18 protein-coding genes are annotated in these 24,200 nt (G+C 41.4%); 11 read left to right on the top strand and 7 right to left on the bottom strand.

Features of this window, described 5'->3' with window-relative positions; genetic code table 11:
* Positions 1-86: 86 nt before the first annotated feature.
* The 8 genes from AC1ECB_RS22970 (at position 87) to AC1ECB_RS22935 (ending at position 6,555) form a co-directional block, all read left to right on the top strand.
* Positions 87-389 (top strand): hypothetical protein, encoded by a 303-nt coding sequence (locus tag AC1ECB_RS22970; protein ID WP_485665966.1) that lies wholly within the window; start codon positions 87-89, stop codon positions 387-389.
* Between the two features lie 203 nt (positions 390-592).
* The gene (locus tag AC1ECB_RS22965) at positions 593-763 is read left to right on the top strand and encodes an aspartyl-phosphate phosphatase Spo0E family protein (RefSeq protein ID WP_485665965.1); all 171 of its coding nucleotides are present in this window, start codon (positions 593-595) and stop codon (positions 761-763) included.
* 32 nt (positions 764-795) lie between these two features.
* Positions 796-927, top strand: a complete 132-nt coding sequence (locus AC1ECB_RS22960) for a hypothetical protein (RefSeq protein ID WP_485665964.1) — start codon at positions 796-798, stop codon at positions 925-927.
* A gap of 849 nt (positions 928-1,776) precedes the next feature.
* Positions 1,777-2,034, top strand: a complete 258-nt coding sequence (locus AC1ECB_RS22955; protein WP_485665963.1) for a hypothetical protein — start codon at positions 1,777-1,779, stop codon at positions 2,032-2,034.
* Between the two features lie 749 nt (positions 2,035-2,783).
* A complete protein-coding gene (locus tag AC1ECB_RS22950; RefSeq protein ID WP_485665962.1) occupies positions 2,784-3,830 on the top strand; it encodes an ABC transporter substrate-binding protein in 1,047 nt (348 codons plus the stop codon).
* A gap of 190 nt (positions 3,831-4,020) precedes the next feature.
* Positions 4,021-4,707, top strand: coding sequence for a GTP-binding protein (locus AC1ECB_RS22945; RefSeq protein WP_485665961.1), 687 nt, complete (start codon positions 4,021-4,023; stop codon positions 4,705-4,707).
* A 4-nt stretch (positions 4,708-4,711) separates the two neighbouring features.
* Complete coding sequence (locus tag AC1ECB_RS22940) at positions 4,712-5,737, top strand: ATP-binding cassette domain-containing protein (protein ID WP_485665960.1); 1,026 nt, start codon at positions 4,712-4,714, stop codon at positions 5,735-5,737.
* Between the two features lie 65 nt (positions 5,738-5,802).
* Positions 5,803-6,555 carry a Rossmann-like domain-containing protein gene (locus tag AC1ECB_RS22935; RefSeq protein WP_485665959.1) on the top strand — a complete coding sequence of 251 codons (753 nt, stop codon included), beginning with the start codon at positions 5,803-5,805 and terminating at the stop codon, positions 6,553-6,555.
* Positions 6,556-6,696: 141 nt separating this feature from the next.
* Here the strand turns inward: AC1ECB_RS22935 and gdhA are convergent, their stop codons facing one another.
* Positions 6,697-8,052 carry an NADP-specific glutamate dehydrogenase gene (gdhA, locus tag AC1ECB_RS22930; protein WP_485665958.1) on the bottom strand — a complete coding sequence of 452 codons (1,356 nt, stop codon included), beginning with the start codon at positions 8,050-8,052 and terminating at the stop codon, positions 6,697-6,699.
* 496 nt (positions 8,053-8,548) lie between these two features.
* Here gdhA and AC1ECB_RS22925 point away from each other — a divergent pair, with 496 nt between their 5' ends.
* Positions 8,549-11,494: a PEP/pyruvate-binding domain-containing protein gene (locus AC1ECB_RS22925; RefSeq protein WP_485665957.1), complete on the top strand. Its 2,946-nt coding sequence runs from the start codon at positions 8,549-8,551 to the stop codon at positions 11,492-11,494.
* Between the two features lie 339 nt (positions 11,495-11,833).
* Positions 11,834-12,013, top strand: coding sequence for a hypothetical protein (locus tag AC1ECB_RS22920; RefSeq protein WP_485665956.1), 180 nt, complete (start codon positions 11,834-11,836; stop codon positions 12,011-12,013).
* 594 nt (positions 12,014-12,607) lie between these two features.
* Here AC1ECB_RS22920 and AC1ECB_RS22915 read toward each other — a convergent pair.
* The 6 genes from AC1ECB_RS22915 to AC1ECB_RS22890 form a co-directional block, all read right to left on the bottom strand.
* Positions 12,608-13,444, bottom strand: a complete 837-nt coding sequence (locus AC1ECB_RS22915) for a TIGR04282 family arsenosugar biosynthesis glycosyltransferase (protein WP_485665955.1) — start codon at positions 13,442-13,444, stop codon at positions 12,608-12,610.
* A gap of 34 nt (positions 13,445-13,478) precedes the next feature.
* Positions 13,479-14,777: a trigger factor gene (tig, locus tag AC1ECB_RS22910; RefSeq protein ID WP_485665954.1), complete on the bottom strand. Its 1,299-nt coding sequence runs from the start codon at positions 14,775-14,777 to the stop codon at positions 13,479-13,481.
* Positions 14,778-14,996: 219 nt separating this feature from the next.
* Complete coding sequence (locus tag AC1ECB_RS22905) at positions 14,997-16,472, bottom strand: S-layer homology domain-containing protein (RefSeq protein ID WP_485665953.1); 1,476 nt, start codon at positions 16,470-16,472, stop codon at positions 14,997-14,999.
* A 53-nt stretch (positions 16,473-16,525) separates the two neighbouring features.
* A complete protein-coding gene (locus AC1ECB_RS22900; protein ID WP_485665952.1) occupies positions 16,526-18,136 on the bottom strand; it encodes a class I adenylate-forming enzyme family protein in 1,611 nt (536 codons plus the stop codon).
* A 67-nt stretch (positions 18,137-18,203) separates the two neighbouring features.
* The gene (locus AC1ECB_RS22895) at positions 18,204-19,439 is read right to left on the bottom strand and encodes an L-lactate MFS transporter (RefSeq protein ID WP_485665951.1); all 1,236 of its coding nucleotides are present in this window, start codon (positions 19,437-19,439) and stop codon (positions 18,204-18,206) included.
* Positions 19,440-19,917: 478 nt separating this feature from the next.
* A complete protein-coding gene (locus tag AC1ECB_RS22890; protein WP_485665950.1) occupies positions 19,918-21,987 on the bottom strand; it encodes a sigma-54-dependent Fis family transcriptional regulator in 2,070 nt (689 codons plus the stop codon).
* Positions 21,988-22,541: 554 nt separating this feature from the next.
* On the opposite strand from AC1ECB_RS22890, the gene AC1ECB_RS22885 reads away from it, so the two are divergent.
* Positions 22,542-23,828: a CoA transferase gene (locus AC1ECB_RS22885; protein WP_485665949.1), complete on the top strand. Its 1,287-nt coding sequence runs from the start codon at positions 22,542-22,544 to the stop codon at positions 23,826-23,828.
* Positions 23,829-24,200 lie beyond the last annotated feature (372 nt).

Below are 24,200 nucleotides of genomic sequence, written 5' to 3'. Positions count from 1 at the left end.
ATAAATGATGCAAGGACTGTAAGGAGTTAAGAAATAATTTTGTACCCAGGGACATGCTTTGCCCAGTGCCTAGCTGTCAGTCTAGTATGATATATTACAAGAAGGATGCTTATCCATGCTGCCCGGACTGCGGTACAGAGATATGGCCGTTTAATTCAGAGGTTAGCGATAAGGCCACGATCAGGCAAGAGTTTGAGAAGAAGCTGCCGTGTGATCAGAATAGCGATAAGACGCGTGGAAAGCTAGTCACAGTGCATAGCAAGCTTAATGGTGGTAGTAAAAGCAAGGGTAGTAAGATGCCAGCAAAAAAGAAATCAACTACTCAAATAGACAATGAATTAGTGGCTTCCAATAACAAAATTAAGTTACAAAAAGCAGTAACCCCTTAGAATCGATTTGACAAAGTGGTACTCTAGGCATAGAGACGATACCCATCGAAGTTAACATAACATAGATAGAAAGACCGGCGAAAATGCTGGTCTTTTTTCATGTCCCAAAACGGGCAATGGCAAGCCGCTGGTGGTAATTTTATGCTATATATCCCTTCACTCTTGGGAACAATGTAGTTATCCAAGAATGAAAGGAAGATAATATGGCTGAACTAGTTGAACTTCAGGAAATGATTGAAAAACTACGCAGTAAGATGAATGAAGTTGCTCTAAAGAAAACATTAACTGATCCAGAAGTTGTCCGGGCAAGCCAAATGCTTGACGTGCTATTAAATGAGTACCAGCGAATGCTATCAGAAAAAATTAATAAATAGAGCCTTATGGCTCTTTTTCAGGAGGCGAAGCTATGAGTGACAAAGCAAAGCCAAAACCAAGGGATTCGCTTTTATTCCGGCAGAAATTACCGAAATGTGCCGGGTGTTTATTCAACATGTCGGCCTGGATTGTGGGTTTACGCCTCATACTCTTGGCTGACTGATTACGTCGATTGGCGGTCCCTGGGTTGTGCCGTGTGGATGCTCAGTGGAGTGACTCAGACGATATTAGAGGTTATATGTGGCAGTATACAGATTGCTTGAAGATCGGTGACCGGTATTTTTAGTTATATGCCGCCTGTCGGGTTTGTCCTGGCGGGCGGCTTTTTTATAAACTAACCTGGAGGCAGATTCATATAATATATAAAGCGCAGAGGGGGAGGTTAGAGTGTCATTTGATAGCCCGGATCTGTTCAAGGTTGTAGTTATTATATTTGTATCAGTTATTTATGGTATTTTTGCTATAATCAATTCGGATAATGTTTAAACCATAAGCAACACCTCTGGCGTCGGTACAATTACCGCACAGTAATTTAAATGTAGCCCGTTGCTCATTGAGTAGAGGTTTTTTCGCTAAAGAGAGTGCATGGGCATTAACATAATGTACTACAATTCGCTGCATCTTCCAGGATGCGGCTTTTTATTTTAATGTTCCCGGAGCAAACCCATCCTGTATAGCATAGTATGTAATGTCCCTAATACGTAATGAAGGAGGCATGCTATATGGGATTTGGTAATTTCGGTGGAGGTCGTGATAGTAGCTGTTTTATAATCATCATTATAATACTTTTACTATTTTTTTGCTTCAATGATGACTGCAGCACGGTTTGCTAACATAGTTCGAGCGTAGTAAAATCCACAACTAAATCTAAAGTGCGGCCCGCTTAGATATCGGTTGTGCCAAGTCGCCTGTCCTTAGGGGTGGGCGACCCTTTTCCAGTACCCTCCTATTTACATCTACAAACATTTGTTCTATAATAAGCGCAAACAAATGTTCTGTAAGGAGGTTCCTTATGCGTACAACTGATGCACCTAGCAAAACAAAAATATTCGTTGCCATCACTGCCGAACATAACACAAACGGAATAGTTAAACTGACCATCCTTCACTGGGCAGATGGCCGAAAGTGGGATATTGATAAAGTTTATGAAGTTCGTCAAGCAGCATCGCTAAAAGCTGGCGGCATGGGTATGCGATATACCTGCCGGATTGCTGGGAAACAGGTGTTTTTATTTTGTGATGATGGTAAGTGGTTTATTGAAGGGGAATGAATAAACCACTGGCGTTTTCCGGGGATTTTGGCATTTTTAGAAACATATCAATTATTACTTGCATAGTACTCACAGTAGTAGTTGGGGTGAGTCGTATCCTTCGGGGTACGGCTTTTTATTTCGCATAAAAAAAGGGCACGATGGCTCCGCTATTATGAAGTTTTCTGGAAAAACGAGGGTGGTATTTGTGTATGCCGTTTACCTTCGGGTGCGCGGCTTATTACTTTTACAAGATTACTACCGATAATCCATGATACAGTGGGAATTGATTGGGGCCCTAATTAAAGTCTGTCGATTGTATGCAGAAAAACAAATACCGATTAATATATGCCCCAGTTAAACAGCGGAAATGTAAGTAGAAGTTAGCCCAAGAAGTTAAGAACTACTTTTTTAGGTGTAAGCGGAGGGCAGCAAAAAGAACGTCCGGTTGTTTCTCCCCAACCTTTGCGTCAAGAGGGTTATTGGCCTCAAGGATCGGTATTGAGGAAACTTCAATATAAATATTTTTTTAAAGGTTGCAGGATTCTTCTTTGGTGTGCAGAATCAATACTTCAACCAAATAAAACGAAATAAAACAAATCATATCATTATTAAGTGGCAAGTTAATTTTGTTATGATTAGTTAATGTTTGCTTGTTGCTGACGCACGGATGAGACAGTGAAACCAAAGTTGGTGTTCCTGTTTCTCGCGACTAGTATCGAGTTGAGTAAGGGTGGAAACGAATAGTCTGTGAATGGGAGTAATAGGTAGTGAAAAAATGTGTTATACTTGTGAGCTTTGGCCTATTGTTACTATTAGTAGCAGTATACTCAAAAACAATGGAAGTATCCCAAAACACGCAGAATCTAGATATTCAGACAATTACCGTGACCGACCAACTGGGTCGACAGGTAAGGGTTCCCCGTGATATTCAACGGATTTCCGCCATGAACACTCATATCGGGGCATATATTGTGTATGCCCTGGGACAGCAGGACAAGCTGGTAGGAAATGTATTTCTGGGCAGCAGGCTTAATCAGGCGATGGCTTTAAAGGAAAAAAATAAAATGTCAGGTTATGGCATGGAACGGAATCATACAGCAAATATTGAAACACTGTTGGCTTTGAAACCGCAGGTTATTTTTTGCGAAGTAGCTCTGGACGGTTCCGCACTGCGACAGTTCGAAGATGCTGGTTTGACGGTGGTGGCCATAAAAGGTGAAACCATAGAGGAAAGCTTTGCGGCAGTTAGATTGATGGCTAAAGTTCTAGATTGTGGCGACAAGGGCGAGGAATACATTAATGCCTGTGTGGAGCTATTGGGTATGGTTGAGAACAGAGTGGGTGATGTGCCGGCAGATAAGCGACCTAACGTTTTGTATTTAGAGGGCGGGGCTAATCTTACAGTAGCTTCAGGCGACATGCTGCAGACACACATGCTGAAGGCAGCAGGGGCTGAAAATGTGGCGACCGATTTGAAAGCTCGCTGGCCGATGGTATCGCCAGAACGGATTATTCAATGGAATCCGGATGTAATTATCCTCGGACCTGCAGCGGGGGCCAGTGGAACGAGCGCAATCTTTGACAATACCAAATTTAGTACCTTAAAAGCCGTTGAGCAAAGACAGGTCTATGCTTTTCCTTCCAATATAGGCTGGTGGGATTTTCCCGCACCGCACTGTGTGCTGGGAATTGTTTGGATTGCCAAAACAATTTATCCTGATAAGTTTGCTGATATCGATATGACGGCACTTGCTGATGATTTCTATAGAAGATTTATGGGTCAATCCTTTACCGAAATGGGCGGGAAACTTTAAAGTTTTGGAACAAAAAACAACATAAACAAATTAAAACAAATTAACATATCATATATTGATTTATATTATATTTAATAGTATCATGTTTTGTAAGGAAGAAAACGCAAGTATATATATTGATAACACATGGTGTTAATCCTGCTGGGAATGGTATGCCAGTCAGGTAATCGAGTTTTTGGGGGGGAGAGATATGAAACTTATTACGGTATCAGGGGCGCCTTCTTCTGGTAAAACTTCAGTAATTCTCAGACTGATTGATTGTCTTAGAGAAAGTAGCCAAGAGGTCGGTGTTATAAAATTTGACTGCCTGACTTCTTTTGATCAACTTCGTTATAAAGAATATGGCGTACAAGTTCAAGTGGGATTTTCCGGAAAATTCTGTCCGGATCATTTTTTTATCAGCAATATTGAAGACGCTGTTGAGTGGGGAAATCGTGCCGGCCTGGATATACTGATTAGCGAAAGCGCCGGTCTGTGCAATCGCTGCTCTCCACATATTCAGGGAGTCCTTGCCATTTGTGTTATTGATAATCTTTCTGGAATTAATACTCCCCGTAAAATTGGGCCTATGCTGAAACTGGCGGATATTGTTTTGATTACTAAGGGGGATATCGTCTCGCAGGCTGAACGGGAAGTGTTTATGTTCAATGTCCGGCAAGTCAACCCCGGCGCCAATATTCTGTTTGTAAACGGAATTACCGGTCAAGGGGCGTTCATGCTGAGCAAACATGTTAAAAATGCTGCAGATATTACTACGGTGAGAAATCGCCGTTTGCGTTTCTCAATGCCTGCTTCAGTATGCGCCTACTGTACCGGAGAAACGCGGATTGGTGAAACCTACCAAATGGGAATGCTGAAAAAGATGGAATTCAGGTGAAAATATGGCGCAAAATGTAAAAATTAGAGAGATCATTAAAGATAAGACGATTGCCGAAATCATCAAGAACTATCCGGTCGTGCAGGATTTTTTTATAAATTATAATTTGCAGGATCTGCAGAAAAATCTCATGGTATCTCAGGCGCTAGAAAAAATATTGCCAGAGCAACTGGAGGAGTTTGGACTTGATGTATTCAGCTTAACTGAAGAATTAGTAAAATTCATGGCAACGCTGGTAAATCACCGGGAAGAGCGGGAAAAAGTACAAAATATTACAATCATAGGCGGGAGAAATAAACAAGGGGAAGCGGAGAATGTGTCGCTGACGATGGCGGTCGGTGAGGTTATTAGTATTGTAGGTCCCACGGGTTCAGGGAAAAGCCGTCTGTTGGGCGACATCGAGTGTTTAGCTCAATGCGATACACCGACCAGACGCCAAATATTGATTAATGATCACCCGTTGAGCGATGAAGAACGATTTGATATGGGCAATAAAATGGTGGCGCAGTTATCGCAAAATATGAATTTCGTTATGGATCTGAATGTCGCAGAATTTCTGGCAATGCATGCGAAAAGTCGTCTGTGCGAGAATGCCGAACAGGTGATAAAACAATGTTTTGTCTGTGCCAATGAACTAGCTGGTGAAAAATTCACCATGGATACTAAAGTGACACAGCTCTCAGGCGGGCAATCCCGTGCATTGATGATTGCCGATGCGGCCTATATGAGTGCTTCGCCCATTGTCCTGATTGACGAAATCGAAAACGCCGGCATTGATAGGAAACAGGCAATTAGCTTGTTAACGGAAAATGAAAAAATTGTATTGATTTCTACTCATGATCCACTGCTTGCTTTGAGTGCTGATAAGCGTATTGTAATAAAAAACGGTGGCATTCATAAAATCATGGAAACTTCGGACGAAGAAATAGAAAGTCTGAAGGACATTGAAAAACTGGATACTATCATGCTGGGAATTCGACAGCAGTTGAGGTATGGAGAAAGAGTTTATCCTCTGAAGTTTGTCTTATAGCGGTTGGGTGCCGGATATAAGGAATCAAATTTTCTTAATCTGGGATAAGGAGAAGGGTTGAAAAAATGTGGGAATTATATGATGCCTTAATTGAAGGAATACCGGAGGAGTGCCTTGTTGATGAGTTTATTTGCGGCACTTATGCTGTGCTCATACGAAGCGGCAATGGATGTGGTTTTAGCCAAATTTTGCCGGGAGATAGCTTGCCAGAAACGATGAAGAAATCACTCAATATGCCGCTGAAAAAACTGGCAGAATGCATTAAGTCCTGGAATTTTGTTGAAGCTTCCGTTGGCATGGCGGCGATAAACGCCTGGTATAATTCGCCGGCAACGGCAGTCAGCAACGGAATTGCCCTTTCTAAAAGTCTGTACAGTGAGGATCGCCTTAGTGACCCCTTTATTGCCTATCAAAATGTGATAAAAAATAAAAAAGTTGCCGTTTTCGGTCATTTTCCTTATATTGAGCAACTGTTCCAACCGGTATGCGAGCTTGCAATTATTGAACGTGACCCGCTGGAAGGCGATTATCCTGAAGCGGCTGCTGAATATATCTTGCCGGAAAGCAATTTTGTTATTCTCAGTTGTACCAGCCTGGTTTATAAAACATTACCACGCATGTTGGAACTAGCCAAAAATGCTTATGTCATAATTGTTGGACCTTTTACTCCTTTAGCACCAGATTTGTTTTCTTTCGGTGTTAGTGATTTATCAAGCTTTGTGGTTAAGGATAATGCCGGTGCGGCGCGTATTATATCAGGATTAGAACGAAAGAAAATATACACAACAGGACAAAAAGTAACTATGAAACCGAAATAAAGTTGTATTATAAGTGCATTACTGTTAGTTGTTGTAAATTTGCTGAAAAATAGGGGGCTTGGCGATTAGCCAAGCCCCCTATTTTTGCAAGTTTGCTGTGAGCTTAAAATATATTCAAGAATAGCCTGCATATTTGTTCTTTTATACTAAACCTTGCGCTTTTATTGCTTCAGCGACTTTAATAAACCCAGCTATGTTGGCGCCAACAACCAGATTGTCACTAAAGCCATAATCTTCCGCCGCCTTGCTGGAATTTTTAAAAATGTTAAGCATAATTGTTTTGAGTTTAGCATCAACTTCTTCAAATGACCAGGCGATCCGCATGCTGTTTTGCGACATTTCAAGACCGGAAACGGCCACGCCGCCGGCATTGGCTGCTTTTGACGGTCCAAGATATACGCCATTCTTCAGGAAGTATTCAATTGCATCGTTAGTACAAGGCATATTTGATCCTTCACAAACAAATTTTACCCCGTTCGCGACAATCTTTTTAGCGTCTTCAATAAGGATCTCGTTTTGAGTAGCACAGGGGATAATAACGTCAACTTTAGTACTCCAAGGCTTTTCACCCGGAAAGAATGTAACACCAAACTTCTCAGCGTAATCTTCAACCTGATCACGACAAGACGCTCTCATTTCGAGCATGTATTCAATTTTTTCGCCACTAACACCGTCAGGATCATATATATATCCGTCAGGACCTGAGAGGGTAACAACCTTGCCGCCTAATTCAGTAACCTTTTTCACTGTGCCCCAGGTAACATTGCCAAAACCGGATACTGCGACAGTCTTGCCCGCAAAAGATGTTCCTTTAGCCTTCAACATTTCATGACAGAAATACACGATCCCAAAGCCAGTAGCTTCCGGGCGAGCCAAGCTGCCGCCAAAAGAAAGGCCTTTTCCAGTTATAACACCATTTTCATAATTTCCTAGTAGTCGCTTATATTGTCCAAAAAGGTAGCCAATCTCCCGGCCACCGACGCCAAGGTCACCGGCCGGTACATCTGTATTAGGGCCGACATAACGATATAGCTCGGTCATGAAACTCTGGCAGAATCGCATAACCTCGGCATCTGATTTGCCCTTCGGATCAAAATCGGAGCCGCCTTTGCCGCCGCCCATCGGTAAACTCGTCAGTGAATTCTTGAAGATCTGTTCAAAACCGAGGAACTTGATGATACCATTGTTAACCGACGGGTGAAAACGCAAGCCGCCTTTGTAAGGTCCTATCGCGCTATTGAACTGAACCCTAAAGCCGCGGTTCACTCTTACCCTGCCAGTGTCATCCATCCAAGGTACACGGAAAATAAACTGGCGCTCTGGCTCCACAATCCTCTCTACAATTCCTAGTTCAATATATTCGGGATTTTTATCGAGAACAGGCACCAAAGAACTCATAACTTCCTGGACTGTTTGATGGAATTCCGGTTCGTTTGCATTTCGTTCGACAACTCGGCGATAGAGTTCATCACAGTACTTTTGAGCATTTGTAGTCATGTCATAATCCCCCTAAATGTTTTGTTGATAAATACATCCAAGTAACTTTACTTAAGCATCTGAACAGCAAGTACTTTACTGAATTCAATTAATTTAGTACTTTTTCAGAACAAAATTCTACACCAATGTCATATCCTTACAACTAGTGTGAATGCATACACCTCACCTTCTGCGGAGTATATAAATTTAGTATTTCTTATAAACATAAATACCCTCCAGTAAACTTATTTGTTCTAAATAGTTGTAATTTTCGGATAATAAATTCCCAAATTTAGTCCTTTTGGTATCTAATTAGCAGTAGAATATTACTGCTCTAGATATCCTTTCAATAACTATAATATCATTAATAGAGGTGTTGGTAAAATTGAAAAAATAAATACGCATATTCTATTTTATTGAAGACAGTGATAGCATTAAAGAATCGATTCCAAATCCAATTTAGTATATACTGATAGTAAGGTTTGCTGAGATTATTTCAAGGAATAGGAGAAGTGCTATGAAGAAGTTCGGTGATATGAAGGCCCGTTTTTTAGGTATTCATGACCTAATGAAATTCAGGGTTACGGAAATACTGTTGATATCTACTGAGTACGACGCGTATGTCCTTGAAGAAGATGGACAGTTAGCCGAGCAGATTTACCATCAGTTCAACGATTTAAGTATTCCTTTTATTCCCAGGATTCATTGGGTAGCTAACGGGGAAGATGCTTGCGAAGAATTAGAAAACAGAACCATTCATCTGATCATTACTATGTCCCGCATAAGCGACATGAGCTCATTTGAGGTTGAAACAAAAATCCATAAAACCTACCCGGACGTTCCGATTGTTATGCTTTCCTACGACCGGTTGACTCCGGAAATGATTGCCCGAATCCGGAAAATTTCTTGTATAAACAGGGTATTTCACTGGTCTGGAGACAATAGGGTTTTATTAGCGATCATTAAGTATATTGAGGACCAGCAAAATTTAGCGGCAGATAGCAAGTTGGGAGTTCAGTCCATCCTTTTGGTGGAGGATTCTCCGGCGTATTATTCGCAGATTTTGCCTATTATTTATACGGAAATTTTGACACAAACTCGCTGCTTGGTGTTGCATGCCATGAATATCAACCATGGTTTGCTTAGAGTCCGCCTTAGGCCGAAGATTCTGCTTGCGGAAACCTATGAAGAAGCAATGGCGATTATCAGCAAGTATAGCTACAATTTATTGGGAATAATTTCAGATGTAAGGTTTCCTATGGAGGGAGAGCTTAATCCCTTGGCTGGTTTTGAACTGAACCAAAGAGTGCGGGAGATGATCCCCGACCTACCGTTTTTATTACAATCAGAGGAATTGGAGAATGCTGAAAGAGCGATTGCATTACATTTGGATTTTCTGAACAAAAACTCCCCCAATCTACTGCACAATCTCCGTACCTACATTCTGGAAAACTACGGTTTTGGTTCTTTTGTGTTTAAGTATCCGGATGGAAGAGTCATTGCTGAAGCAAACGACATCACCAGTTTAGAAAGGATAATCCGTGATCTGCCAGATGAGAGTCTGTACTATCATGCGACCAAAAATCACTTTTCGCGCTGGTTTCGTGCGCGGGTCGAAGTTGAAGTGGCGGACAAATTGAGGTTTGTGGACACGGAGCAAGTGGGCAGTGCTTCTGACATTCGAGCCTATATCCTAAAAGTGTTAAATGATTATTTTCAAAAATACCAATCTGGTTTGGTGCTTGATTTTGCAGGACTTTCCAAAAAGGATATGGAGAACGCGTTCATTAAACTGGGGACAGGCTCCTTGGGCGGGAAGGCCAGAGGGGTTGCCTATATGAACGTAATGATTGCCAAGGCCCAGTTGACAGATAAGTATGAAGACATGAAAGTCAAGGTGCCGCGCTCATTTGTTATTGGCAGTGATGTTTTTGAAAAATTTATTGAAGAGAACGAACTTTATTCTTTTCTTGCCACTAACCCAACAGAAGCGGCGATTGCGCAAAAATTTACCCAAAGCCCTTTGCCAATCGCTACACAAGAAAACCTGCGTGTCTTGACTCAACATATAAAATGTCCGCTCGCAGTGCGCTCATCGAGCATCCTGGAGGACTCGAGAATATTGCCTTTTGCCGGTATCTACAATACATATGTAGTTCCCAACAGTCACACAGACTGTGAAGTTCGGTTTAAACAGCTTGCGGACGCGGTTAAGTTGGTTTATGCTTCGGTGTTTTACGCGGCTCCTGTGCAATATGCCAAGAATGCGGATATTCGAATTGAAGAAGAAAAAATGGCTGTCCTGATTCAGGAATTGGTTGGCGAACGCTATGGCGACCTCTATTACCCAGCCATTTCCGGCGTGGCTCAATCCTATAACTTTTATCCTTATTATCCATTACAGCCGGAAGAGGGGACCGTAAGTCTGGCGCTGGGATTAGGAAAAGCTATTGTTGAGGGTGAGCGGGTATACCGTTTCTCCCCGGCTCATCCCAAACTCAACCCTCTCGTTTCTGGCCCCAAGGAGTATTTAAAAAAATCGCAAAATGCATTCTATGCTATAAATATCGAAGAATCTGCCGGTATTACGTTGCATGCTGACGAAAACTATATTTACAAGAAGCTGACGGTTTCTCAGGCACATAAAGATCAGTCACTGGAGTATATTGGCAGCACCTATTCGGCTGAAAATGATTGCATTTATGACAATGTATATCAAGCGGGGCCCAAATTGGTGACGTTTGCGCCCATTCTTAAGTACAACAGGCTGCCACTGACGCAAATTATTAAAGACTTGTTGAGACTAGGAAAACAATCGTTTGGCACAGATGTTGAAATCGAGTTTGCCGTCAATATTCCTAAGGATGCAAGTAAACCTAAGGAGTTTAATTTCTTGCAGATTAGGCCAATGGTGGTCGGCAGAGAAGCTTTTCAGATCAATATGGACGAGTCGATAGAGTCCTGGTGTTGCAGTAAACGCACCATTGGCAACGGAATCTATCAAAATATTCACGATATCATTTTTGTAGATCCTGAGACCTTTAATTTGCAGGAAAGTGTGCAAATTGCCAGTGAGATCAGTGAGCTAAACAAGAAGCTGTTCAAGGAAGGGCGCCGGTGCATTCTTGTTGGCTTTGGGCGTATGGGAACATCGGATCGATGGCTGGGAATTCCTCTGACATGGGAGCAAATGTCGCAGGCGCTGATTATTGTGGAAGTCGATCTGAAAGATCTTCGCCCCGAACCTTCGCTTGGTAGTCATTTCTTTCATAATTTGACGGCTACCCATATGGGATACTTCCATATTCAATATGATAATGAAGCTGAGGGGATGCTCAATTGGGATTGGCTGCTCAAACAACCTGTCCTGCAGCAAACAAATCATGTCAAGCTGGTTAGACGGCAGGAGGCCTTCCAGGTTAAAATTGACGGGAGGAGCTTTAAGGGTATTATCTACAAATAAAACAAGCTTTTCATATAGCGAAATATTTTTAGGACTAATATCCTAGAAAGAGGGACTTTAGTCCTGTTTTCCATATTGACTATTAGTTAATTTTAATGTAAAATTATAACTAAAATTCCTTTATTATACAAGATAATACAAAAATTAAGGCTAACTTATTGAAAGATGAGAAACGCAAAGCTATGGGTCGAAAAACACACTGCCAGCAGCATACGGCTGCGAATTTTATCATACTGTTTCGGTAACAAGATAGATCAGTCTGTAGATATGTAGAAAATTACCTCTAGCGAGAGCTCTGGCAAATGCTGGATACCCGATGTAAATAATGGAGGAATGTTTATGCTTCAAGTTTTTAAAGAAGTCGAGAAAAGACGTACAGAATTGGAACAATTACGGATTATAATTCAAGCAACCGAGATTACATATCGTCAAAAAGGTGAAATTCCTACCGCAGAACGCCTTAAAAATCTAGAAGCAAAATTAGCAAAAGCTATTCACATTTTGAGCACAGAATCGTGAACGAATTACTGCTATTTGCGTTGTCAGGGGGACAGGTCCATTGACACGCAGATAAATAAATGGTTAACCCTATATCATAGATGCCGGGTTATATAAGTCAGCGCCAAGTGTGCCGTATCCTTCGGGATGCGGCTTTTTTTAGTGCCATTTTTTCTTTGCCTATCATAAATTACATTGATAGGTAATTTACGTGGAGGTATTATAGCCATGTTCTTTAGTTGTGGTTGTGATTCTCTCACTCCGGAGCGCGATTGGACTTGGCTTATATTAGTCATCGTTGTACTTTTGTTAAGAATCTTTTGTCGCTCGGATTGTACTTCTGACTATTAGTCACTCGCGCTGGAATGGAAAGTATGCTTAATCCTCACCCATAAATTCAGCCCCTGGCGTGTGTCAGGGGCTGAATTTATGCGAACTATTTCAGCTGGGTGTCGCGGGGACAGGTCCATTGACACTAAAATACTATTGAGAGTGGTACTTCTCATGGCAGTGCTCCATGGATGGGTATTAATGGCGTTAATAAAAGCCGCCAAATTTATTGAAAAGTTGAGGTGTTAATAGCTTTGGCATAAGATAAATGATGCCAAAGTGAGATTAGTCAACAATTTTAGATACCGGGGCTGTAGTTTGAAGACCTAATATTTCCAAATAGTGGATTGTTCTTTTAGGCAACATAATATTCGAATCGTATTGCTGAACAATTTTAAGAGTGTTTAATACAGGAAGAAAGCTGGCCAGATCTACCGGCAGATCAATGTCCGGGATCATTTCCACGAGCATAATGGGAATAGTATGTTCCGCAGCTTTAAAAGCAATCATGTCCAAGGCTGTTACGCCATCTGGATTATAGAAAACGCCATTAAATGAAAAGGGTGTTGAGTAAGTGTACCCAATTAAATTAAAGCCACCTTCTTGGTCGACAGACTCAATGATTCCTGCGCCAATCGTTGGATTTACTATATCTGTCTGTTTTACACAAGTAAATGCTTGGGGGCTGGATGCAATTAGCTCAAGTTTTTTTACTGCTTCTCGTATCGTAGAGGGCTGAAGTGAAGGAATATCTCCACCCATAATAAAGACACTGTCTGCTAGCCTTTGACCGGAACCCTCTTTAAATATGTAATCAACCGCATATTGCATGCCCTGATCGAAAGAGCGGCCTTCATCTGTGAAGATTTCCTTTATCGCTTCTTTGCCAAACGTTGATTCAATGAGATGATTCAGATAGTCTTTATCTCCATTCAGGTTTTGGCAAATATACACATCACAGCAATTGGCAGCAATACAGCTATCAATTACATCTAACAGGGAAGCCTCATAAAATTCCTTTGCTTCTTCAACTGTTAAAATGCCGCCACGTTCTGTTGTGAGCCGAGTTTTGTTGTCACCAATTTTGGGGACCTTTGTAAATATGACAATAGCACTCCTCAATTCTCCGTACCTCCTTTTAGTGTGGAGTCAGCTTTTATGCGGCAAAATCAACTGTAATAACTGCATGATCCAGCAAATATTGGATTGCCTTATTTGCTTTTAAATCAAACAGCACTTTCTCAACTAGCGGACCAAGGTTTTCTTTTGCATTTTTTGTAGCCATGCCGATACTGGCAGCAAAAGCCTCAATACCGCTATTTAGTTCCTCATCACTTACTTCAATTTTCTTTTCTTTAACGATCTTCTCCAAGATGTAATTGGATTTCGTAATAGTTGTAGCATCTTGCCATATTTCCTTTTTGAGGTTATCCATAGTGCTGTTAGTCATTTGGAGATATAGTTCAATACTTCCTCCCTGGGATTTCAATTGGTTTGCAAATTGTTCTAGCATTGCCTTAGCCTGCGACATAATAATGGATTCAGAAACAGTGAACGGACATACATTCAATAAAGCATTAATAGCAGCTTGCCTTTTAGCATTTAAAGTACGTTGGGAGGTCATTTCAAGTAATTTTTCCTTACTATCTACACGCAATTCTTCCAGGCTATTCAGTTTAAATACTTCTTGAGCGAATTGATCATTCAGTTCTCTAAGTTGAATATTTTCAACTTTCTTTACGGTTACTTTGAATGAGGCACTTTTACCAGCTAATTGAATAAGCGAGTGGTCTTGCGGGAAGCAAATTTCAATATTCAAATTGTCGCCTTTTTTTACACCCACCAATTTGTCTTCGAAACCAGGGAAAAAAGTGCCTGAGCCGAGAAGTAATTTAAAATCTTTTTCTGTTTGTCTCATGGTGGTGTCTTGTAATGAGCCTTCATAATCAATAGTTACGGTATCTCCAATAGCAGCAGGCTCATTCGCTTTATCAATTACTTTTTTATTTTGGGAACGCAAATTCTGTAAATAGTTATCAATAGCTTTTTCAGTTACTTCAATATCCTTTGGAACTTTGACTTCCAGTCCTTCCAGCTTTCCGAGGATAATTTCAGGTTTAACCGGCACACGTACCTTAACACTAACTGGTTTTCCTTTTTCTACATAACCCACTTCAATATCAGGTTCACCAATAATGTTTAGTTCAAATTGCTTAATTGCAGCATAATATTCATTAGGCACAACAAACTCAAGGGCATCTTCTAAGAAAATTTCCGCTCCAAATTTCGATTCTAAAATTGTTCGAGGAGTTGCTCCGTTTCTGAACCCAGGAATGTTATATTTCTTACCATTCTTTTTGTACGACTTTTCCAAACCTTCTTCCATTTTCTCTGCTGCAATTATAATTTCCAAATGGGCTTCGCCGTTTTCGACCTTTTCGAAGGTTGCATTCATGTAGTATTACTCCTTAAAAATAATATTTAGTGGATTCTATTACTTCTTTTTATAGATATGTGGGAGTTTCCACCTGGGTATTATGGTATTATATTCCCGGGATTTAAGCAAGTCATGGTGGGGGAGTATTTAGATATTGGTAAGCCCTTCATAGGACACCTAGCTGTGTTCTATGAAGGGCAGGGGTCTCAAGAAACGCTTATGATAAATTCCTTACTTTTAATAGAAGAACTCAACCTTCGAAAAATACGATTTGCCGAGATCGCTTACTCCGCCAGTAAGCTTGCTATCCTTAATTTTGAGGTCTTGCATTCCAATCGTCCAAGTTACATTCTTAGCAATCGTGCTAGCCAGGGCTATGGACACACCCTTGATATTGTCAGTGCCTTTCATATAGGTTGGATATGCTCCAGACGTAGAGCTTACAGCTTGACCGTCAAAGCCGCCAATGCCATACGGAGTGGCGCCAGCTTCAACGCTGCGGTAGGAAATCGACCAGCCAAAGTCGTGGACTTTCCTATAGTCGGTCAGCGGTTTGGCCTCAAAGTAGGCTGCCGGCATTTTGGTGGCGTTCGTAAGTTCTACAGCCCAGCCCTTAGGACTATCGGAGAGGTTCGATCCGCTAACACCGTTAAGTTTAGTGGATACATAGTCACCCATAAGCAGCAGTTTATCCCCGATTTTGGCATCAAAGCCTACAGCCCAGCCTTTCGAGTCGCTAAAGCTGTCACCGGTAGTGATATTCATAGTGCCACCAACTCCGGATGTGCTGCTGGTACCAGCAACATCAGACCAGTAATAGCCGCCAGTCAGATTAAGCTTGTTACTTGCTGTAAAGGTAAGTTGTGCCGCTGTAACGGTTTCAGCGTCCCCCGAAGTACTGTTTTTGAAAGCGTTTGCGGCAGTACCATTGCCGACAACATTATTAACTGATCCGGTAAACCGGGTAGTGCCGATGGTTTTGTCAAAACGGGCGCCATCGACACCAATCGCTTTGCCGAACAGGCCATGAGTAAAGGAATCATAGAAGTAACGCCCCAAACGAATACTATCTAAGCCGAGTGCATTTTTGGCTGTCACTGCAGCGATATCCATGGTCATTGCATCGCCACTGGAAGCGCCGTAGTTACCCATTTTAGTGGTGGCATTCATCCGGGCTGTCAGGGATATGTTCTCATTGATATTGCCATTAATTTTAATACGTTGACGAAACTCAAATCTGTCGGAACCGCTAAGTTTTTTGGCACCTGGAGCATTGGCATCATTTCCCATGAAACGAAACCGGGTTTCACCGCTGAGCCAAGTATTGGTTTTCGCTTCTACTTTCGTTACCCGACCGCTTAATTTGTTAAGTTCGCTGGCAAATTCAGCAGACAGCTTATCAATTACCTGCTTGTCGGCATCGTTGGCGGTGTCATATTTGTCAATCGCTTTTGCCACCATAACGGCCATTTCGTAGCGGGTTATAGTTTTATCACCTTTGTAGTAGCTGCTGTCGTAGCCAGTAACAATACCGGCCTCAGCCAGTTTCGTTACGGCAGCATAGGCCCAGTGGCTTGCTGGAACATCGTTAAAGGACTGGCCAAGCGCAGCTTGAGCGGTGCTTGGGATCATGGTAGTTCCGCTCATGGTGATGGTCATAAGGGCCACAGGTACAATAGATAACCATTTTTTTAGTTGTTTTTTCTTTGTCATGAATATTTCTCCCCTATTCCTACTATTTTACGTTCTGCTAATTATGATCTAAGTTATCCTGGTGAGGTTGCTCTTTTCCGCAATTCGAATTTTTGAATTTTACCTGTTGCCGTCCGTGGAAGTGAACTTACAAATTCATAATAATCAGGAATTTTGAAATCAGCGATTCGTTCTGCCAACCATGCTTTTGTTGATTCGGCATTCATAGTTCCCTTCACTTTGGGAACAATAAATGCTTTTAATCTCTCTCCAAGCAGCTTGTCAAGAACGCCAATAACAGCAACCTCAGCAACCAATTGATTGGATTCTAATACGTTCTCTATCTCCCGTGGATAGATATTTTCCCCGCCGCGAACAATCATGTCTCCCTTACGGTCTGTAACGAATAGATAGCCTTCCTCATCAAAATAGCCCATATCCCCAGTATGCAAAAAACCACCAGCCATAGCCCTGGCAAATTCATCAGGCTTATTCAGGTACCCTGACATCACATTAGCGCCTTTTATACAGATTTGACCAATTTGGTTATTTGGCAGTATAGTACCATGTTCGTCTATTATCTCGATTTGCTGTTCAGGATAAGGTAATCCGCACGACCCTTCCTTATAATGACCCAGGGGCGGTTCGACGCAGCAACCTCCACCCCCTTCGGTGAGACCATATCCCACCAACAGATCAATTTTGTACTGTTCTTTAAACCGCTTGCGTGTTTCAAGGGAAAGGGGACCTGCGCCGGTGTTGGCATACTTTATCTTTACTTTGGACAGATCAACATCCTTCGCATCAATCCGGCTGAGAATATAGTCAAGCATGGTGGGAACAGCCATAATAATTGTTATCCCATATTGAATAACGGTTGGCCAGAAATCGTTGACAGAAAATTGACGTACACAGAGAGCTTGTCCGGCATAGCTCAAAGGGTATGTAAACACACATAAGGGGCAACAGTGATACATTGGAAGAATAAGCAACATGACGTCATTGCCAGTTACAATCCCGCTCCTGTTCTGATCCCGGCATAATGACAGCCCGGCTTTGTTGGACAGTAATATACCCTTAGGTCTTCCGGTTGTACCGGATGAATATAATAACAAAAATATGTCATCAGGGTTTTGTTTGACCAAACACTCATCATCCGGAAACTTATTCAAAACATTGTCAAGAGTATCCTGGGCTATTGTTAAATCACACTTATCTGCGGTTGCTACTTCGACGACAATTGGTTTAGTAGTAGCTATAGTTAATCCTTTGAGAAATTCAGTCATGCTATCACTAACAACAAACGCTACCTTCGGTTTTGCATCATCCAAGATATAGGCAATTTCCGGGCCTCTCAGCATAGGAGAGATACACATCGCAATTGCTCCCAGCTTATGAGATCCCCACATGGTGTAGTAAATTTCGGGAGAATTCGATATCATAATAGCTATGATATCTCCTTTTTTTACACCCTTTTTTTTGAGATAGTTTGCGACTCTATTTGCCCGATCATTAGTATCCTTATAAGTTAATGTCTGGTCATAGTAATAAACATGCGGAGCATTCGGGGTTTCATTTGAGCGTACAGTAAGCATCTGTGCGATACTCTCAAATTCCAGTTGCCGTCCTTTTAGATAAGGCTGTTGCTCTAATGGAATATATGGTATTTTGGGTCGAATAGTCATGATTTAGCCTCCATGACATCATTTTACTTCATGTAAGCTACCCGTTATTAGGTCTTTTCAAAAATTCTTATTGAGCCACATTGGTGGTTGTGTTTTTACCCCTTTGTTCAAGAATTTTGTAGATAAATGTTAGGGCAACACCAATGATATTTAAGATCATCGCAATATAGAAGGCTTGTGTATAGATTCCGTTGCTAGCCTTGGCAACATTTGCTGCAATCATTGGACCAAAATAGGCGGCAATACCAAAGGCAACAAAGGTTACTCCATAGTTGACGCCGATGTTTTTCGTTCCGTAATTTTCAGCTACAAACGATGGGAAAACGGCCTGAGCCCCGCCAAAGCAAGATCCGACTAATCCAGCAGCAAAGCCAAACATGACACTTGAAGTTGTATTGGTCAGAAGGAAAAGCGCACAGGCTGAGATCCCAAACATAAGCGCCACCGTATTAGATCGCCCCAATTTATCTGATATAAATCCAAAACAAACTCGTCCAGCCATGTTAAACAAAGCAATTATACTGACGTAAAAGGCTGCGACTTGAGGTTCTAACTTGAACATTGTCTGACCGATCGGTGATGCGTGAGCTAAAATCATAAGCCCGGCCAGCGCTGCGATTGCAAACATGCAAGCCATAACATACCATAGGGGATCATGCAACATTTGCTTCCAATTTTTATTATTTCCCCCTGGTTTAGCTGCTGTAACCGGCGGTACCCAGCCCTCAGGCTTGTAGCCAGCCGGAGCACCTTTGATAATTAGGGAGCACAGCATAATAATGATCAAGAATGAGGCACCGAGGATTTTAAAAGTGGTAAGTACTCCATAGCTGATAATTAAAGAGCTGGCAAGCGGAGCGAAGATCATTGCTCCTGAACCATACCCGGTGGCAGCCAAACCGACAGCAAGGCCCCGTTTATCAGGGAAAAATTTGTTTGTGTTGGCAACATTACCAGAATAAACAATCCCGGCGCCAACACCGGCAATAACTGAAAACGTTAAGTAAAGAGCTTCAGGGCTTGAAACGAATCCTGTAAAAAACATCCCAAAGCTCCAGAGGATACCGCCAAGAACAATGTTAAATTTTGCCCCTTTGCGGTCTTGCAGCAGTCCACCGCAAATCATAACAATCGGTCCTGTGGCAAAGGTGATCGTAAAGGCTAAGGCAAGTGCTGTCCCACTCCACCCGAAGTGTTTCGCCAGAGGAAGTGCGAACACGCTCCAGGCGTATTGTGCTCCGATGCAAATATTAACGATTATTGTTGCAGCAAGAATTAGCCAGCGGTTATAGTTTGTTTTCATACCGTTCCTCCCATTATCCGTCTTGGTAATTGGGCACGCCAAAGTTTGGAAATACCATCTTTGAATCACTTTTACGTTAATTTCTATGTCACTACTAACACCTCCCTGTGACCGGGAAGAATATTCAAGGTATTATGTCTTGAACTATTCATGGTCACTTTATCAGACACAGGATTATTGGCAGGCGGCCAATTGTCCAATTTAAATTTATGCAATATTCGTGCCATTCCGAAACACCCATTATTGCTCAAGGCGAATCTTTCGTGGGACACAAAATTCAAATTGTGAACTCGGGTGTCCCAATTTGAATTTTGGTTAAATCGTTAATAGTTTACTTTAATGTAGAAAAGTGTAAGGCATGGCCAATGCAAGAAGGGTGTTTTAAGCCAAATGCTCACTGCAATAAAAAACTGCAGCCACCCGCTAAAGGGTTCGCTGCAGTTTTTTATTTATCATACACTGAGTAGCTGAAAGCTGCTTAAGGTCTGTCTGTCTTTATTAATGTGTCATTGGGGTCTAGTCCGTATTCCTTTATTTTTCTATAAAGAGTGGACTTACTAAGACCTACTATTTTGGCTGCATCGCGTACATGATTATCAGAACTGTGAAGAGCTTTTTTAATAACCTCTTTTTCCATTTCTTTGACGGAAATAGTATTTGTTAACACATCGCCAGTGGTCAACGATTCTATTTCAGCTACATCTTTTTCTGAGATAGGAGTAGAAGAAGTATTTAGAATTTCATCTGGAAGGTGTTCGGGATAAATAATACCGTCAGTATGCATGCACATGGCATAAGAAATAACATTTTTCAATTGGCGAATATTCCCAGGCCAGTTATACTGCAATAATATATATTTAGCAGTGTTACTTAACGTAGGTTTATCAATACCCTCCGCGTTAGCGTATGCAGTAATTAAGTGATCTATCAGTTGAACGACGTCTGATCCTCTTTCTCTTAAGGGTGGGATATTGAGTTTAAATACTGATATACGGTAGTATAAATCTTCACGAAATAAATCTTTCCCCACTAGATCTAACAATTTTTTATTAGTAGCTGTAATTAAACGGAAATTAACAGGAATGTAGTGGCTGCCTCCCAGGCGCATAATCATTTTATCTTCCAGCACTCTAAGTAGGACTGCCTGAAGCTCTACAGGCATATCGCCAATCTCATCCAGAAAAAGAGTGCCGTCACAGGCTTGCTCGATTTTGCCAGGTTTACCTATGCGTTCGGCGCCAGTAAATGCACCTGGTTCATAACCAAATAATTCGCTTTCGATTAGGTTTTTAGGAATTGCTGCACAGTTTACGGCTACAAATGGGCCATCCGGTCTGCTTTCATTATGAATTGCTTGGGCAAATACCTCTTTGCCAGTTCCGCTTTCACCTTGTATAAGTACATTAGAAGTGTAGCGTGCATACCTTTTGGCTAAGCTTATTAATTTTACGGATTGTGGGGAAGTGCCAACTATATTATCAAACGTAAATCTTGATGTAAAACCGTTGCATGATTGACTAATCTTTAGTGGTTGATTAATTGGTTTAAGAGTTAATAAGTAGCCTACAGTGACGCTTTCGTTTTTTATCGGTTGAATAAAAAGAGAAAATGTTTTTTGCTTTATTTTTTTAAGTTTAATATTAGCATTTATATTGGGCTTTTCAGTCTCCAAAATAGAGTTCACAAAGAACTGGTTTTCAAAAATATCGCCAATTTCCGAACCGACTAAATTTGGGATGATATGTTTAAATATCCCACAGGCGGCCTCGTTAGCTTTTTGAACTACCCCGCACTTGTTAATCATAATCATAGCATCTTCTGTGCCTGTAAGCGCAATATGAAACAACTCCCTGTTTACCGAAAGTTGAAACTCCTTCTGGATTGTTTCAGCCATGATAACAGCAAGTCCCAGTGAATATGAATTTTGACGGTCAAAGCGCGGACTGGAAATAGTCAGTGTTCCCTCCAGCTTACCATTCGAATTAAAAACAGGGGCAGATGAGGAAGAAATATTATTAAATATTCGGCAGAAATGTTCAGGACCGCAGAGTTGAATAGGGGTTTTCAATTGTATGCACATTTCATGGGCACAGGTTCCGATTGTTTTCTCTGTCCAAATTGTGCCTGGAGTAAGGCGGAATTTATTTTTACCCAAAGCCTGAACTACTCGCAGAATGAGTCCATGTTCATCTGTTAGGAAAATATAAGATTCGATATGGGACAGCATGTTTTCTAATTGAGCGATATAGGGATTTGCTGTTTGAATAAAAAAGTCTTTTTCTTTAATGCGCTTTTCAAAGGAAAGAGCATCCATAAGGGGCGGATCACTATAAACTAAAGGGTCAAGACCATTTTCGCTTGATCTTATCCATGACTCAACTATTTCTGGTCGAACCAAGTCAGCTTGAGAGGGGGTGATTTTATTCTGAAGCAGATCCATTTTTTGCTTCTTTATTTTGCCTATGAGAATTTTATCGTCTTCATTAATAGTATTGATATTATTTAAATTATTGATAATTGGGCTGAGTAAATGCTCCAGAGGTTTCATGATGACACTCCCTTTCTTGCTTATATTTTAAGTGTAACATATTTAAAATTTTAATTATATTTTTTATTATACCAGAAATTATAGCTTCTTGGTGTTTTTACATCTTAATAATTTATTGGCGGTATTTTTCTCATTATTAATACCTAATCAATTTGGGACATGATTAGGTCACGATTAATAGATTATGTCCCAATACATGAATAAAGCACATATTTCCGGGGTTTTGCCCTATGGCACAATAATTGCATCTCAATTATGTGATAAGCCGCACGGTTATCCATTGCTATTTTAGCTTAGATGTACTCGCAGTTAGTATTTAGCAAAAATTGCTAGATGAAGGGGTGGTTCATGTCAGTGAAACAAGCTTTTTAGTCCAGATGGAAAGGTTAACTTTCCCTGGCTTGAATGACTAAGGCTTCTGCCGGCGTCCTAAAGGACTTGGCACAAGTCATGTTTTTTCTTAGGAAATTGCCTTTTGCAAGTTATACAAACAAGCAATGGACAAGTGTGGTTTGATTTTTGCGTGAAAAAAAAATAGAGAGGAAATGATGAATATGAATCGATGGGAAAAAATTGAATACAAACCAGCTCCACTTTTTGCCCCTACCTTTGGACCCCTTTCCGGGATCAGGGTGCTGCTTAACGGAACCGTCGTGGCAGCTCCCTTCTGCGCTACGATGATGAGTGACTTTGGCGCCGAGGTGATTGCTCTTGAACGGCCTAAAGTAGGCGGTGATCCTGCCCGCCATCAAAAACCACAGATTGTTGAAGGAGACAAGCATATCGGTGGTGGATGGGTGCAAAATTCTAGAAACAAACTAAGTTTTGCATTGGAAACCAACCTGAATATACCGGAATCCAAAGAAATCTTTTTATCTCTGATTAAGAATTCGGATGTTTGGATTGAAAACATGGTTTGGATTGACAAGCTGGGAATCTCCGACGAAATGTTACTGGAGGTCAATCCCAAATTAGTCATCTGTCACATCAGCGGTTACGGAACAACTGGATTTGGCGGTGAAGAGCGGCACATAAACCGACCCGGCTATGACCCCCTGGGACAGTCTGAATCTGGCTGGGCGTTACTACAGGGTTATCCTGATCTTGCGCCTTATTATGCTCAACAGTATGTAGGTGACTACCTGACAGGGTTAATCGCAGTCAACGGAATTTTGATGGCTTATATGAATGCACAAAAAACCGGCAAGGGTCAAAGAATCGATGCCAGCTTGACTGAAAGCTGGATGAGAGTAATGGATGACAACTTTGTACTTTGGACCATGAACCAAACCCTCAAACATAGGCAGGGAATCATGCAGACTGCTTTCCAGCCGGCAGGTGTTTTTGAATGTGGGGACGGAGGATTTATTAATCTTGGTTCCTATGGCAAGACAGCTTACAATAACGTATTAAAAGGCTTTGGCATCGACTCAAAGAAGTACTCCTACGAAGAATGCAGCAGCTCACCGGAAGCTGTTGCCAGTCCGCTGGGCCGTGAACTGGACGGTATTTTCAAAAAATTCTTTAAGGACCATACGGCACAGGAAGCAATAAACATTTGCATTGACAACAAGATCTCAGCAGCACATATTAAAACCGCTGAGGAAGTTTACAATGAACCGCACTGGCGCATGAGAGGTGATTGGGTAAAATACACCGATCAGACGCTAAACAAAGAAGTGGAAGCCTTTGGTGTTATGCCTAAGCTTTCGGATACTCCGGGACAGGTATGGCGTGGGGCTCCGGCTCTAGGACAGGATACGAATAAGATTCTTACCGAACTGCTTGGCTACAGTGAAAGCGAAATTGAGGCGTTAAAGGGTAAGGGTATAATTGATTAAGTATTGTTTGAAAGAGTATCTAATATTGGGATAAAGCTAAGTCAAGCAACTTGGTTATCGGATAAGCTAATGATGAGGTTGGTAGACATTAGTTGTGCCAACCTTTTTTCTTTATTCTGGCCCATGATTTGGCAGATATAACCAGAATAAGAGCAAAATTAATTTGGGACAAAATGGTTTCATAAATAAAATTGTGTGTCCCAAAGCCAAATTTGTGTGACGAAAATAAGGGCGCTTAACGGTTGGCACAATACTTGCAATATTAAGCGATGTCAGCCGAAATTATTATCCATATCTGTTTTGGATTATATCTAGGTTTCTGGCTAAAAACTCCCACGGAGGAGTTTTTTAGGAGGTGGCATCCAAAGTAAA

The sequence above is a fragment of the Sporomusa sp. 246TCP1 genome, assembly GCF_057319775.1.
Note: the sequence above shows the minus strand (reverse complement) of the source record. Positions and strands in the feature narration are given on the sequence as shown.

Bases quoted from the DNA above. Each gene is read 5' to 3' on its own strand.
- AC1ECB_RS22920 (WP_485665956.1), top strand. From the start codon at position 11,834: ATGCTTCAAGTTTTTAAAGAAGTCGAGAAAAGACGTACAGAATTGGAA.
- AC1ECB_RS22885 (WP_485665949.1), top strand. From the start codon at position 22,542: ATGAATCGATGGGAAAAAATTGAATACAAACCAGCTCCACTTTTTGCC.
- AC1ECB_RS22945 (WP_485665961.1), top strand. From the start codon at position 4,021: ATGAAACTTATTACGGTATCAGGGGCGCCTTCTTCTGGTAAAACTTCA.
- AC1ECB_RS22955 (WP_485665963.1), top strand. From the start codon at position 1,777: ATGCGTACAACTGATGCACCTAGCAAAACAAAAATATTCGTTGCCATC.
- tig (WP_485665954.1), bottom strand. From the start codon at position 14,777: ATGAATGCAACCTTCGAAAAGGTCGAAAACGGCGAAGCCCATTTGGAA.
- AC1ECB_RS22905 (WP_485665953.1), bottom strand. From the start codon at position 16,472: ATGACAAAGAAAAAACAACTAAAAAAATGGTTATCTATTGTACCTGTG.
- AC1ECB_RS22965 (WP_485665965.1), top strand. From the start codon at position 593: ATGGCTGAACTAGTTGAACTTCAGGAAATGATTGAAAAACTACGCAGT.
- AC1ECB_RS22925 (WP_485665957.1), top strand. From the start codon at position 8,549: ATGAAGAAGTTCGGTGATATGAAGGCCCGTTTTTTAGGTATTCATGAC.
- AC1ECB_RS22960 (WP_485665964.1), top strand. From the start codon at position 796: ATGAGTGACAAAGCAAAGCCAAAACCAAGGGATTCGCTTTTATTCCGG.
- AC1ECB_RS22900 (WP_485665952.1), bottom strand. From the start codon at position 18,136: ATGACTATTCGACCCAAAATACCATATATTCCATTAGAGCAACAGCCT.
- AC1ECB_RS22935 (WP_485665959.1), top strand. From the start codon at position 5,803: ATGTGGGAATTATATGATGCCTTAATTGAAGGAATACCGGAGGAGTGC.
- AC1ECB_RS22895 (WP_485665951.1), bottom strand. From the start codon at position 19,439: ATGAAAACAAACTATAACCGCTGGCTAATTCTTGCTGCAACAATAATC.
- gdhA (WP_485665958.1), bottom strand. From the start codon at position 8,052: ATGACTACAAATGCTCAAAAGTACTGTGATGAACTCTATCGCCGAGTT.
- AC1ECB_RS22940 (WP_485665960.1), top strand. From the start codon at position 4,712: ATGGCGCAAAATGTAAAAATTAGAGAGATCATTAAAGATAAGACGATT.
- AC1ECB_RS22970 (WP_485665966.1), top strand. From the start codon at position 87: ATGATATATTACAAGAAGGATGCTTATCCATGCTGCCCGGACTGCGGT.
- AC1ECB_RS22890 (WP_485665950.1), bottom strand. From the start codon at position 21,987: ATGAAACCTCTGGAGCATTTACTCAGCCCAATTATCAATAATTTAAAT.